The 13489-nt window shown below is 63.8% G+C and carries 6 protein-coding genes; 5 read left to right on the forward strand and 1 reads right to left on the reverse strand.

The window, feature by feature from the left end; genetic code table 11:
- Window positions 1–113 precede the first annotated feature (113 nt).
- Complete coding sequence (gene malQ, locus SO180_RS22825) at window positions 114–2069, reverse strand: 4-alpha-glucanotransferase (protein WP_449381080.1); 1956 nt, start codon at window positions 2067–2069, stop codon at window positions 114–116.
- Between the two features lie 204 nt (window positions 2070–2273).
- On the opposite strand from malQ, the gene SO180_RS22830 reads away from it, so the two are divergent.
- Genes SO180_RS22830 through treZ form a run of 5 tightly spaced genes read left to right on the forward strand, consistent with a single transcriptional unit; the run spans window position 2274 to window position 13488 of the window.
- Window positions 2274–4214 carry a maltotransferase domain-containing protein gene (locus tag SO180_RS22830; RefSeq protein WP_449381081.1) on the forward strand — a complete coding sequence of 647 codons (1941 nt, stop codon included), beginning with the start codon at window positions 2274–2276 and terminating at the stop codon, window positions 4212–4214.
- A gap of 10 nt (window positions 4215–4224) precedes the next feature.
- Entirely contained in the window at window positions 4225–7518 is a 3294-nt protein-coding gene (gene treS / locus SO180_RS22835; RefSeq protein WP_449381082.1) for a maltose alpha-D-glucosyltransferase, read from the forward strand.
- Window positions 7511–9658: a 1,4-alpha-glucan branching protein GlgB gene (glgB, locus tag SO180_RS22840; protein WP_449381083.1), complete on the forward strand. Its 2148-nt coding sequence runs from the start codon at window positions 7511–7513 to the stop codon at window positions 9656–9658. Before treS ends, glgB begins: the two co-directional genes overlap by 8 nt.
- Before the next feature lie 3 nt (window positions 9659–9661).
- A complete protein-coding gene (gene glgX / locus SO180_RS22845; RefSeq protein WP_449381084.1) occupies window positions 9662–11737 on the forward strand; it encodes a glycogen debranching protein GlgX in 2076 nt (691 codons plus the stop codon).
- Window positions 11734–13488: a malto-oligosyltrehalose trehalohydrolase gene (gene treZ, locus SO180_RS22850; protein ID WP_449381085.1), complete on the forward strand. Its 1755-nt coding sequence runs from the start codon at window positions 11734–11736 to the stop codon at window positions 13486–13488. Before glgX ends, treZ begins: the two co-directional genes overlap by 4 nt.
- Window position 13489 lies beyond the last annotated feature (1 nt).

Genomic DNA, 13489 nt, shown 5'->3' on the forward strand with positions numbered 1-13489 from the left:
TAACCCACCTGAAATTGTCGTGGCTGGACTCCAAAGCGCGATCATCGCGCTTTAGGTTATTGTTTGAGCATGATCTTTTCGGAAAACTGCTTCACACTTTTCCGGATCATACGCTAACTGTGCGAGCGCTCCCGCGTTGCTGCTTTCAGTGCGGCGCGATCGATGCTCGACGCGATCTTGTCAAGCGCGACCGGCAGCCGCTGGCGCCAGTTGGGGTGCTCGTCGATCGTGCCGGGGATGTTCGGCTGGTCGACCACGCCCAGGAGATCCTCGAGCGACACCGCCAGAAGGCGGGAGGGCGTCCGGGACAGGAAGGCCAGCACCGAATAGAGATCATTGGCCTGAATGGAATTGAAGCGCAGGATCTCGTCGAGCATGCCGAGGGCGTACCAGCGTGCCTCCTCGTTCTCGCCGGGATCGAGCCCGAGCGAGAGCTTCATCTTGAGATCGCTGAACGAGCGCCAGCCGGCATAGGTACACAGATCATGCGTGTTCAACGTGACGAGCGCGTTGGACCGGTAATGATCGAGATTGCGGAAACGCCCGGCGTCATCTCGCTCGAACATCATCACGAGATAGGACCAGATGCCCCAATCCTGCATGGTCTCGCGAAATCCTTCCGGCACCGTGCCGAGGTCCTCGCCGATCACGATACATTTGTGAGCGGCGCTCTCACGCGCAACTGCCGCCAGCAGCGCCTCGAACGGCATCTGCACATAGGCGCCATTGTCCGGCCTGAAGCCGCGCGGCACGAGGTAGAGCCGTTTCAGCCCGAGCACGTGATCGAGCCTGATCGCGCCGGCATGGCGCATCGAGGCGGCCAGCATGTCAGCGAACGGCACGAACGATTGCGCCTCCAGGCCACCGGCATTGAAGCCGGCGAGGCCCCAATCCTGGCCCACCGTGTTCAGTACATCGGGCGGTGCACCGACCGCGAGATGGCGGGAGATCGCGCCCTGCTCGTTCCAGGCATCGAATCCGTCGGACTGCACGCCGACGGCAACATCGAGGTAGAGCCCGACCTTCATGCCGAGCCGGCCCGCGAGCTCCTTGGCCGCAGCCAACTGCAGATCGGCCGTCCATTGCACGAACTCGACGAACTCGATCTCGTCGTGATCGGGGCCTGCGCGCAGCTCCGTGCATTTCGTCTCGTCCGGCCGCTGCCACTCTGACGGCCATTCCCACCACGGTCGTCCCTTGTAGCGATGGCGCAGCACCTCGAAACAGGCAAAGCGCGACAACAGCGGACCCCGCTCGAGGCGGAAGGCATCGAATGCCTCTCGGCGCCCGAGGCCGGCCTCGGCCTTGAACGCATCGAACGCGGCGCGCAGGCCGCGCCATTTCAGAGGCCCCGCCTCGCGATATCGGACGCGGTCGCCTTCGCGCAGGGATGCCGCGGTCGCGCCCGCCTCCGGCAGCAGGTGGAGCGCAAACTCCGGAATCTTCTCGACGTCGACGTAGAGCGGATTGAGAAACAGCCGGCTGTTCGGCGAATAGGGGCTACAGTCGGACGGCCGGTCGTCGAACAGCACATGCAGCGGGTTGAGGCCGACGCCATCTGCGCCGAGCTCCTTGGCAAGCACAACGAGAGCGGCAAGGTCCGTGAAATCGCCGATACCCCAGTTGCGCGCGGAACGGACGCTGTAGAGCTGCACCGCGAGCAGCCAGCCGCGGTCGAAATCGCCGGTGAAAGCGCGCTCGGGCGCCACGATCAGCGGCGCCTCTTCTACTGCCCCGGACGCATCGACGAGTTTCAGCCGGTGGTAGCCCGACGGCAGGTTGTCGGGCCAGACAATGGCGCGCTCGCGCGCCTCGCCCTGCGCGACTGGCACGGTGCCGTTGGCAATGGACCAACGCAGCGGAAGCTTGGCAGCCTCGCTGAGGTCGGTGCGTGGCTGTCTGCCGGTGCGGACCACGACAGCACCGCTGACGAAGCGGTAGGCGCGCTTCTCCGGCAGAGCCTTGAGGATCGATGTGAGGGCATCGGGCGCGGTGACCCGCAGCTTGCCCAGGGCATCGACGAATTCGGACTGGACGCCCTTGGTTCTGGCTTCAGCTAAAAGATCCATTCGGCACGCAGTTTGCAGGCCACCATGAGACGGCGGCATTCATTTTTATGAGGCGGAGGAATAGGATAGTCGAGACTAACGCGTTGACTGCGGCTATCGTTCCTGGCGGGAACTAATGACACACAAGAGGCTTTCTATATAGGTACCAAGCGTCGGTTCCCGACAAGGGACACGAGACGCTGCTTTGTTGTCAATGGCATCACCGTGAACAAGACAATTCAAACTGTCGAGAGTGTCGCAGCCGGCGGCGCTTTCCTTATTGAAGGCGTCTATCCGCTAGTCGATGGCGGACGCTTCCCCGTCAAGCGCGTCGCGGGCGAGCGCGTCGATGTCTGGGCGGACATCTACCGCGGCGGCCACGACGCGGTCGGCGCCGCGCTGCTCTGGCGCCGCGAGCAGGATCGGGAATGGCAGCGCACGCCGATGCTCCATCACGGCAATGACCGCTGGGTCGCCGCGTTCATCCCGCCCGAGCCGGGCCAATATGTCTACGCCGTCGAGGCCTGGACCGACGAATTCGCGACCTGGCGTCACGGACTGGCGCTCAGGCAGCGATCAGGAGCCGATGTCACGCTCGATGCGATCGAGGGCGCCGCCCTTCTGACCAAGGCCCATGGCGCAGACGATGACGCCGCGGCCATCATCCTGCGACAATGCGAGGATTTCCTGGAAACCGGCGAGGTCACCCCGCTGATGGCGGATGAGCTGAGAGATGCCATGGCCGACAGCCAGTTGCAGCTCGACCTCACCCGCTCGCCCCTCTTCCCGCTGGTCGTCGACCGCGAGGAGGCACGCTTCAGCACCTGGTACCAGATGATGCCGCGCAGCCAGGGCAAGGTGGCGGGCCAGCACGGCACGCTCAGGGATTGCATCGCGCGTGTCCCCGATATCGCCGCGATGGGTTTCGACGTGCTCTATTTCACGCCGATCCACCCGATCGGCCGCACCCGCCGCAAGGGCCGCAACAATTCCCCGGTCGCCGTCACAGGCGATCCGGGCTGCCCCTACGCCATCGGCGCGTCCGAGGGCGGTCACGATGCACTGCATCCGGAGCTCGGCACGATCGAGGATTTCCGAGCGCTGGTTGCGACCTGCCTGGAATACGGCGTCGAGCTCGCGCTCGATTTCGCGGTTCAGTGTTCGCCGGATCATCCCTGGCTGACGCAGCGTCCGGAATGGTTCAAATGGCGGCCGGACGGCTCGATGCGGACGGCTGACTATTCTGACATCGTCGTGCCCGATTTCTCCTGTCTGACCCGAAGCGAATTGTGGAACGCCTTCCGTGACGTCATGCTGTTCTGGATCGACCATGGCGTGACTATCTTTGCGATCGACAATCACGACAGCGCGCCCTTCAGTTTCTGGGAGTGGTTGATTTGCGACGTCCGCCGCCGGCATCCCGAGGTGATCCTGTTCTCCAAGACCTACACCCGGCCGAAACTGATGAAGGGCCTCGCCAAGCTCGGCTTCGCTCAGTCCTTCAGCTATTTTCCGTGGCGAACGCAAAAATGGGAGCTGGAGCAATATTTGGTTGAAATGACCGGCTATCCCGAGCGCGACTTCTATCGCCCCAATTTGTTCGTCAACACACCCGACGTCTTGCCGTATCACCTCCAGAGTGGCGAGCCCTGGATGTTCAAGTCGCGTGTCGCGCTGGCGGCCATGTTGTCGGGCAGTTACGGCATCTATAGCGGCTTCGAGTTGCTCGAACACCAGGCCGTTCCCGGGCTGGATGAATATCTCGACTCAGAAAAATACGAGATCCGGGTTCGCGACTGGGACAAGCCCGGCAACATCAAGCCCTACATCGCCGTGCTCAATCGCATCCGCCGCGACAACGATGCGCTGCAACAGGCGTCGAATTTGCGCTTTCTCGGCATCGACGATGGCGACGTGATCGCCTTCGTCAAGGAGTCGATCGACAGGACGAACACCGTTCTCGTCGCCATCGCGCTGTCGCCCGACGTACGGGAGATCTGGCTCCCGCTTGGCGACGTCATGGCCAGCGTGAACGGGGAACGTCGCCACATCGCGCGCGTTGAGAACCTTCTCACCGGCGAGCAGTCCGTAATCGAATGGGGCGGAATCCGGCTGCGCATCGATCCCGATCGCGATCCGGCGCTCTTGTTCCGCTGCCTGGCGTGAGGATCGCGGCATGAACGTTCTTCCCTCCGTTGACGAGAAGAAGGTCGAAGCTGCCGAGGTCGTGGACGAGCTCTGGTACAAGGACGCGATCGTCTACCAGCTCCACGTCAAGGCGTTTGCCGACAGCAATCATGATGGCATTGGCGACTTCGCCGGGCTGACCGAAAGACTGCCCTATTTGCAGGATCTCGGCGTCACCACGCTGTGGCTATTGCCGTTCTATCCTTCGCCCGGCCGCGACGATGGCTACGACATCGCCGATTACGGCTCGGTCAATCCCGATTTCGGGACGATGAAGGATTTCAAACGCTTCATCCAGGAGGCACAGCGGCGCGGCTTGCGGGTGATCACCGAGCTCGTCGTCAACCACACCTCCGATCAGCACAGATGGTTCAAGCGCGCGCGACGGAGCCCGGCGGGCTCGAGCGCCCGTAACTGGTATGTCTGGAGCGACACCGATCAGAAATATCAGGGTACGCGGATCATCTTCACGGACACGGAGAAGTCGAACTGGACCTGGGATCCGGAGGCCGGCGCGTTCTACTGGCACCGTTTCTTCTCGCACCAGCCTGATCTCAATTTCGATAATCCGCGGGTGGTCAGTGCCATCATCCAGGTGATGAAGCGCTGGCTCGACGCCGGCGTCGACGGATTCCGGTTGGACGCGATCCCCTATCTTTGCGAGCGCGAGGGCACCTCGAACGAGAACCTTCCCGAGACGCATGCCATCATCAAGCGCCTGCGCCAGGAGCTCGACGCCTACTCCAAGGGCAAGCTGCTGCTGGCCGAGGCCAATCAATGGCCGGAGGACGTGCAGGAATATTTCGGCCGCGGCGACGAATGCCATATGGCCTATCATTTCCCGCTGATGCCGCGCATCTACATGGCGATCGCCCAGGAAGACCGCTTTCCGATCACCGACATCCTGCGCCAGACGCCGGACATTCCGCAGAGCTGCCAATGGGCACTGTTCCTGCGCAACCATGACGAACTGACGCTGGAGATGGTCACCGACGTCGAGCGCGACTATCTGTGGTCGACCTATGCCAACGATCCGCGGGCCCGCATCAATCTCGGCATCCGCCGGCGGCTAGCGCCGCTGATGGACAACGACCGGCGCAAGATCGAGCTGATGAACTCGCTGCTGCTGTCGTTCCCGGGCACGCCAATCATCTACTACGGCGACGAGATCGGCATGGGCGATAATATCTATCTCGGCGACCGCAACGGCGTGCGCACGCCGATGCAGTGGAGCCCGGACCGCAATGGCGGCTTCTCGCGCTGCGACCCGGCCCGCCTCTATGCGCCGCTGATCATGGACCCCGTCTATGGCTATGAAGCGGTCAATGTGGAGGCGCAGTCGCGCAGCCTGTCCTCGCTGCTCAGCGCCACCAAGCGCCTGATCTCGGTGCGCAAGTCGACGCTCGCCTTCGGCCGCGGCACCATGACCTTCATACGCCCGGCCAATCGTTCCGTGCTGGCCTATGTCCGGCAATATCGCGACGAGGTCATCCTGTGCGTCGCCAACCTCTCGCGCGCGGCACAGGCGACCGAGCTCGATCTGTCGCCGTGGAAGGACCGGGTCCCGCAGGAGATGCTGGGCCGCACGCGCTTTCCTGCGATCGGCGAGCTGCCCTACATGATCACGCTGGGGCCGTACGGCTACTATTGGTTCCAGCTACGGGAGCGCGACAAGTCCGAGCCGGTGACGCCGCGCGCGGTGCCCGAATTCGAGACGCTGGTGGTGCCGGTCAACTCGACCTGGGTCTCCCTTGCGCGCGAGCGCGGCGTCTTCGAGCGCGACGTGCTGCCGGGATTTTTGTCGCGGACCCGCTGGTATCCGGAGCGCAATCCCAAGCAGATCCGGCCGACCCTGACTTCTGCGGTCCCGTTCTGCGACATTGGCGACAACCGGCCCTGGCTCGCATTCTTCGAGGCGACGCAGCGCGGCGTCACGTCGCGCTATGTGATGCCGATGCAGATCGAATGGGTTCGCTTCGACCGCGAACGCTTCAACCCGAGGGCACTGGCCGCGGTGCGCCAGGGCGCGCGGGAGGGAACGCTGCTCGACGTCGCGACCGACCAGATCTTCATCGGCCTGTTCCTGCGCAATCTCAGCCAGTCCCTGATCGTCGAGGAAAACAATATGCGGCTGGACTTCAGGCCGACCAGCCGCTTCGGCGCGGGCACCATCAAGCAGCCGGAGCAGATCCGTGCCATCGAGCAGGCCAACAGCACCGCGCTGGTCGACAATCAGTATGTCACCAAGATCTATCGCCGGCTCGAAGCCGGCACCAACCCCGAGATCGAGCTCGGCTATTACCTCACCGAGGTCGCTCAGTTCGCCAATACGCCCGCGCTGCTTGGCAGCGCCGAGCTGGTGGAGGATAGCGGGCGGAGCGCCGTCGCCGTCGTGCATGCCTATGTCGCGAACCAGGGTGACGGCTGGGCGGTGACGTCGGGCTATCTCGACCGCTACATCGACGAGCAGCGTCTGCTCGCCGCAAGCGAAGCGCCGCGCGAGAACCAGGACCAGGTGCCCTATCTGCATTATCTCGCCCAGACCGGTCGGCGGCTGGCTGAGCTGCATATCGCGCTCGCCCGGGCCGAGGGCGCCGATCTCGCGCCCGAGCCGGTCACGTCTGCGCACGTCGCCCAATGGACCACGGATCTCCTCAAGCGCGCCGAACGTACCTTTGAAACGCTGGCCCAAAGCCGCAACGGCTTGCGGGAGGCAGATCGCCCGCTGGTCGACCAGCTCCTGGACCGGCGCCCGGCCCTTTCCGACGTGCTCACGAAGCTATTGCCATCCGACATCGGCGGGTTGAACATCCGTCATCATGGCGACTTCCGCCTCGGGCAGATTCTGATCGTGAAGGACGACATCTTCATCATCGACTTCGATGGCAACCTCCATCTGCCGCTGGCGGAGCGGCGGCGCAAGGCACCCGCGGCGCGCGACGTCGCGAGCCTCGTCTGCTCGATCGACCTGGCCGTGATCGCAGCGGTCGACCGCGCGCTCAAGGGCGCGCCGGACGAACAGGGACGGCTCGCGACCGCGCTCGGCGAATGGCGCGAGCGCGCCACGGCGACGTTCCTCACCGCCTATCGCGAGGCCATGACCGACCGGCGCCTGCGGACAAATCATCCACATTCGGCGGATGGCCTGTTAAGATTTTTCCTGCTTGATAGAGCGTTCGATGAGGTGGAGTACGAACTGTCCCACCGGCCGGAGGCGCTCAGTGCGCCGCTGACCGGGCTGCTTCGCATTCTGTCCAATGCGGAGAGCGAAGCACATGCCTAAATTGTCCGCCGAGGCCTATGCGATCATCGAGGGCCGCCACTCCGATCCCTTCCATTATCTCGGGCTCCATCCCGAAGGCGGCAAAAGCGTGGTGCGCGCTTTCCTGCCCGAGGCCTCCAATGTCGAGGCCGTCGGCGAGCATGGCGAGGTGGCGAAACTCGATCGCATTCACGAGTCCGGCCTGTTCGCAGGCGCGCTGCCCAATGGTGCCAAGCGCTACCAGTTGCGCGCGACGTTCGGCGGCAATGTCGTCGAGCTCGAAGATCCCTATCGCTTTCCGCCGATCCTGACCGATTTCGATCTCTATCTGCTCGGCGAAGGCACGCATCAGCGGCTCTATGACAAGCTCGGCGCACATCCGATGACGCTCGACGGGGTCGATGGTGTCGGCTTCGTCGTGCTGGCGCCAAATGCACGGCGGGTCAGCGTGGTCGGCGATTTCAATTTCTGGGACGCGCGACGCCACCCGATGCGCGTGCGCGGTGTCGGTTATTGGGAGCTGTTCATCCCGCACGCAAAGGCCGGCGATCACTACAAGTTCGACATGGTCGGACCGCACGGCCACAATCTGCCGCTGAAGTCCGATCCGCTGGCGTTTGCCGCAGAGCTGCGGCCGAAGACGGCGTCGATCGTGTTCGACGAAGCGCACCTGCCGCGCCCGCGGCCGGCGCCCGACGGCATCAACGCGCTCTCGGCGCCGATGTCGATCTACGAGGTGCATCTCGGCTCCTGGCGACGCAAGGGCGACAACGAATGGCTGACCTATCACGAGCTCGCCGAGCAGCTTCCGGCCTATGCGCGCGACATGGGCTTCACCCATCTCGAATTCCTGCCGGTCAGCGAGCATCCCTTTGACGGTTCCTGGGGCTACCAGCCGACAGGCCTCTATGCGCCGACCAGTCGCTTCGGGCCGCCGGACGATTTCGCCGCGCTGGTCGATGCCTGCCATCGCGAAGGCATCGGAGTGCTGCTCGACTGGGTGCCCGGACACTTCCCCGATGATCCGCACGGGCTCGGCCACTTCGACGGCACCGCGCTCTACGAGCATGCCAATCCCTTACAGGGTCGCCATCTCGACTGGGGCACGCTGATCTACAACTACGGCCGCACCGAAGTGACGAATTTCCTGGTGTCGAACGCGCTGTTCTGGCTGGAGCGCTACGCCATCGACGGACTGCGCGTCGACGCCGTCGCCTCCATGCTCTATCTCGATTATAGCCGCCCTGCGGGCGCGTGGGTTCCGAACCAGTATGGCGGGCGGGAGAACATCGAGGCGATCGCGTTCCTGCGGCGCTTCAATACGGAAGTGTTCGCGCGCTTTCCGCAAGCCACGACCGCCGCGGAGGAATCCACCGCCTGGCCGCAGGTTTCCCGGCCCGTCGAATATGGCGGCCTCGGCTTCGGCTACAAGTGGAACATGGGCTGGATGCACGACACGCTGAACTACATCAGCAAGGATCCGATCCACCGCAAGCACCATCACGGCGAGATCCTGTTCGGCCTGCACTACGCCTTCTCGGAAAACTTCATCCTGCCGCTGTCGCACGACGAGGTCGTGCACGGCAAGCGCTCGATTCTCGGCCGCATGCCGGGCGACGAATGGCAGCGCTTCGCGAACTTGCGCGCCTATTACAGCTTCATGTTCGGCCATCCCGGCAAGAAGCTGCTGTTCATGGGCGGCGAGTTTGCGCAGGGGAAGGAATGGAATCACGACCAGTCGCTCGACTGGCATCTGCTCGAATACAAGAACCATTCCGGCATCCAGTCGCTGGTTCGCGACCTCAATCGGCTTTATCGCGCCGTGCCTGCGCTGCATCAGATGGATTGCGATCAGGCCGGCTTCGAGTGGCTGATCACCGATGATGCCAACCGCAATGTGTTCGCCTGGCTGCGCAAGGGGTTCGACGCCCGTGCGCGCTGTCTCGTGATCGTGAATTTCTCGCCGAACGTCTATCGCAATTATCGCGTCCGGGTGCCGCTCGCCGGCAAATGGCACGAGGTCTTCAATTCCGACTCCGCTCACTATGGCGGCAGCAACGTCGGGAACGTCGGAGAGGTGCTGGCGGTTGACGCCAAGACGCCGGAGCTGCGCCTGACCATTCCGCCGCTAGCCGCGATCTTCCTCGTTCCGGAAAGCTGACGCATGCGACTGACCGCCGGAACGCCCGCACGCCTCGGTGCAAGCTGGGACGGACGCGGCACCAACTTCGCGCTGTTCTCCGCCAACGCGCAGAAGGTCGAGCTGTGCCTGTTCGACAGCCAGGGACGGCGCGAGCTCGAGCGCATCGAATTGCCCGAGCGCACCGAGGACGTCTGGCACGGCTATCTCAACGACGTCTCGCCAGGCCAGCTTTACGGCTACCGCGTGCATGGCCCCTACGAGCCCGAGCACGGCCACCGTTTCAATCCCAACAAGCTGCTGCTCGACCCCTACGCCAAGCGGCTCGCCGGACGCCTGGTGTGGAGCGATGCGCATTTCGCCTATCGCACCGGCAGCCCGCGCGAGGATTTGTCCTTCGACCGGCGCGACAATGCGCGCGGCATGATCAAGGCCGTGGTCGTCGACGAGACCTTCAACTGGGGCCGGCGCGAAATCCGCCCGAACATCCCCTGGGACGAGACGATCATCTACGAGGCCCACGTCAAGGGGCTGACGCAAAGGCGCGATGACGTGCCGCCGAACCTGCGCGGCACGTTTGGCGGACTGTCCTCACCGGCCATGATCGAGCACCTGAAACGATTGGGTGTCACCACCGTCGAATTGCTGCCGATCCACGGCTTCATCGACGACCGCGTGCTGGTGGAGAAGAAGCTCGCCAACTACTGGGGCTACAACACACTTGCCTTCTTCGCGCCCGAGCCGCGCTACGCGCAGGACAATCCGCTGGATTCCTTCCGCACCACCGTAGCGCGCCTGCACGACGCCGGGATCGAGGTGATGCTCGACGTCGTCTATAACCACACTGCCGAAGGCAACCATCTCGGCCCGACGCTTTCCTTCCGCGGCATCGACAACGCCTCCTATTACTGGCTGAACCGCGAGAACCCGCGCTACTACGACGATTTCACCGGCTGCGGCTCATCAGTCAACCTCACCCATCCGCGCGTGCTCCAGATGGTGACGGATTCGCTGCGCTATTGGGTCGAGGTCTGCCATGTCGACGGCTTCCGTTTCGATCTCGCCACCACGCTCGCACGCGGACCGAACGGGTTTGACCGCGGCAGCTCGTTTCTGACCGCGGTCCGCCAGGATCCGGTGCTCCAGGGCGTAAAGCTCGTCGCCGAGCCCTGGGACCTCGGCCTCGGCGGCTATCAGGTCGGCGCGTTTCCCTCGCAATGGTCGGAGTGGAACGACCGCTACCGCAGCGCCATGCGTCGCTACTGGAGCGGCGAAGGCAGCCTGATCGGCGACATCTCGAGCCGCATGACGGCATCATCCGACCTGTTCCACCATGACGGCCGCAAGCTGCGCGCCAGCATCAACCACATCACGGTGCACGACGGCTTCACCCTCGCCGACCTCTTCAGCTACAACCAGAAGCACAACGAAGCCAATGGCGAGGACAATCGCGACGGCTCCAACGACAACCACAGCAACAATTGCGGTGTCGAGGGCCCGACCGACGATCCGCAAATCCTGTCGCTGCGCCGCCAGCTCCGCAAGAACGTGCTCGCCTGCCTGATGCTTGCACAGGGCACGCCGCTGCTGCTTGCCGGCGACGAGGTCGGCAACACCCAATCTGGCAACAACAATGCCTATTGCCAGGACAATGAGGTGGGCTGGGTGCTCTGGGACAATCTCGGCAAGGACGGTGAGGACATGGTTGAGTTCGTCAACCAGCTCGCCGAGATCCGCCGTCGCTTCTCGCAGCTCCGCAGCCAGCGCTGGCTCGACGGCCGCCGCGCCGACGGCTCCTATGGCGTCTTGTGGCTGACGCCGGCAGCCGAGGAGATGAAGGAGGGCGACTGGAATTTCCCAGAAGGGAGATTTCTCGCCTACGTGCTCGGCCCGCTGGAACCCAGCGTGCCCGCGATCTTTATTGTCCTGAACGCCGCACCGGAAGAGATCGGATTCAAATTGCCCAAGATGGCCGACTACAAGAGCTGGCAGCAGATCCTGAATACGACCGATGCCAAGTTGAACACTGTCGATTTCCTGCCCGGCACCGACAGCAAGGCGCCGCCGCGCTCGGTGCTCGCCTTTGCAGGCGCGCTATGAGGCCATCCTTCGGCGCCAAGGCGAGCAAGGAGGGCGTATCGTTCCGGCTCTGGGCGCCCGGTGCAAGGCACGTCGACCTCGTGCTCGACAAGCGCCATGCGATGCGGCGCGGCGAGGACGGCTGGTACGTGGCCGACATTCCCGGGCTGACGGCGGGAACCCGTTATCGGTTCAGAATCGACGACGAACTCGACGTACCGGACCCGGCTTCCGCCTTCCAGCCGGAGGATGTGTTCGGGCCGAGCGAAGTGATCGACCACGACAGTTTCGAGTGGCGCGCCAGAGATTGGCGCGGCCGTCCGTGGCATGAGACGGTGCTGCTGGAATCCCATGTCGGCACCTTCACGCCGCAAGGAAACTATCGCGCCATGATCGGCAAGCTTGATCACCTCGTCGCGACGGGGATCACCGCGCTGGAGTTGATGCCGCTGGCGGACTTCGCCGGCAAGCGCGGCTGGGGCTATGACGGCGTGCTGTGGTATGCGCCCGACAGCGCCTATGGCCGGCCCGAAGACTTGAAGACGCTGATCGACGAAGCGCACCTGCGCGGTCTGATGGTCTTTCTCGACGTCGTCTACAACCACTTCGGCCCCGAGGGAAACTATCTTGGCCGTTATGCGCCGAACTTCTTCACCGATGCGCATACGCCGTGGGGCAGCGCTATCGATTATCGTGTGCCGCAGGTCCGCGCCTTCGCGGTCGAGAACGCGCTTTGCTGGCTCAGCGACTACCGCTTCGATGGCCTGAGGCTGGACGCCGCCAATCACATCATGGCGATCCCGGGCGAGCAGTCGGTGCTGCACGATCTCAGCATTGCAGCGGGCCAGCTTGCGGCGGCGACCGGGCGGCACATTCATCTCGTGCTGGAGAATGGCGACAATCGCGCGAGCTTGCTCGATCCCACCGAGGAGCCGCCAAATGGAAAATATCGCGGCCAGTGGAACGACGACTATCATCACGTCTGGCACGTGATGCTGACGCGCGAATCCTCTGGCTATTATGGCGATTATCAGCGCTCGCCGCGCGGCGACCTCGCCCGCGCGCTGGCGTCGGGCTTCGTCTATCAGGGCGAGGTCTCAGCGTTCTGGGGCAACAAGCCGCGGGGCGAGCCGAGCCGCCAGCTTCCCCCGGACACTTTCGTCAATTTCCTGCAGAACCACGATCAGATCGGCAACCGGCCATTTGGCGATCGGCTGGAGAGCATCGCGAACCCCCGAGCGATCGAGGCGGCCCTCGCCGTTACCCTGCTCGCGCCAATGGTGCCGATGCTGTTCATGGGCGAGGAGTGGGGATCGACGAAGCCGTTCCCGTTCTTCTGCGATTTCCACGGCGATCTCGCCGATGCCGTTCGCAACGGACGGCGCCAGGAATATGCCTGGGCTTACGAGAAATATGGCGACGAAGTGCCCGATCCGCTCGATCCGGCGACGCCGCAATCCGCCGTGCTCGACTGGGACTCGCGTATCCCGGAGCACGACGCGCGGCTGTCGCTGGTGCGCGAGCTCCTGCGCATTCGCCGCACCGAAATCATGCCACGGCTTTCCGGCGCGGCCTTTGGCGACGCCAAAGTTGAGGAGAGCGGCCTCTTGACCGCGCATTGGCGCTTGGGGGACGGCGCGACTCTGCGCCTGACCGCCAATCTGTCGGATCGCGATGTCACCTCACCAAACATGACTGGCACGCCAATATGGGGTGACGATGCCGGTGATCGACTTCCGCCCTGGTTCGTGGTCTGGCGCCTTGTGAGGTGAA

It is taken from the genome of Bradyrhizobium sp. UFLA05-112 (assembly GCF_053572325.1).

What these genes read in the sequence shown, in the direction of transcription:
- malQ (WP_449381080.1), bottom strand. Translation starts at nt 2,069, where the DNA reads ATGGATCTTTTAGCTGAAGCCAGAACCAAGGGCGTCCAGTCCGAATTC.
- treS (WP_449381082.1), top strand. Translation starts at nt 4,225, where the DNA reads ATGAACGTTCTTCCCTCCGTTGACGAGAAGAAGGTCGAAGCTGCCGAG.
- glgB (WP_449381083.1), top strand. Translation starts at nt 7,511, where the DNA reads ATGCCTAAATTGTCCGCCGAGGCCTATGCGATCATCGAGGGCCGCCAC.
- glgX (WP_449381084.1), top strand. Translation starts at nt 9,662, where the DNA reads ATGCGACTGACCGCCGGAACGCCCGCACGCCTCGGTGCAAGCTGGGAC.
- treZ (WP_449381085.1), top strand. Translation starts at nt 11,734, where the DNA reads ATGAGGCCATCCTTCGGCGCCAAGGCGAGCAAGGAGGGCGTATCGTTC.